Below are 483 nucleotides of genomic sequence, written 5' to 3'. Positions count from 1 at the left end.
ATGGCCTGCGATCAAGAACGGGGTGATGCGGCTGGAACCGGCCCAGTTTGAGGCGCTGTTTGCGGGTTTGGACTGGCGGCGCGTGCGGCCTCTGGAGGTGGCAGCCCCAGCTGCGGCGGAGTGACTCACTGGCACGTTTGCACGGGTCATTCGGCCCTTGTTTTGCTATGGTATCGGTCATGACTGCACCTGACGAATTGCCTGATGACATTGCCGAATTGAAGGCGATCATCCGTGCGCAGCAGGATCAGAATGCGCGGCTGGAAGCCTTGGTCGCTTCCTTCAAAAAGGCGCTCTTCGGGGCCAAGTCCGAGAAGATCGATCCGGCCCAATATGAGCTGGAACTCGAAGATATCGAGACGGCCATCGCGCAGGTGGAAGCCGAGATCGACGCCGACGCGCGCACCGCGCCTGTGCGGCCCCCAAAGCCTCGCCAAACTAATCGCGGATCACTGCCCAAACATCTGGAACGGGTGGAGGTTG

At 60.9% G+C, this 483-nt stretch carries 1 protein-coding gene; it reads left to right on the top strand.

The window, feature by feature from the left end; genetic code table 11:
* Positions 1-179 precede the first annotated feature (179 nt).
* Positions 180-483, top strand: a 304-nt coding sequence (locus A3722_RS15045; RefSeq protein ID WP_201722041.1) for a transposase, incomplete at its 3' end; no start/stop codon positions are given.

This window comes from Sulfitobacter sp. HI0027 (assembly GCF_001634775.1).
Lineage (GTDB): Bacteria > Pseudomonadota > Alphaproteobacteria > Rhodobacterales > Rhodobacteraceae > Sulfitobacter.
The sequence above is the reverse complement of the archived record's forward strand: the minus strand, read 5'-3'. Positions and strand labels throughout refer to the sequence as shown.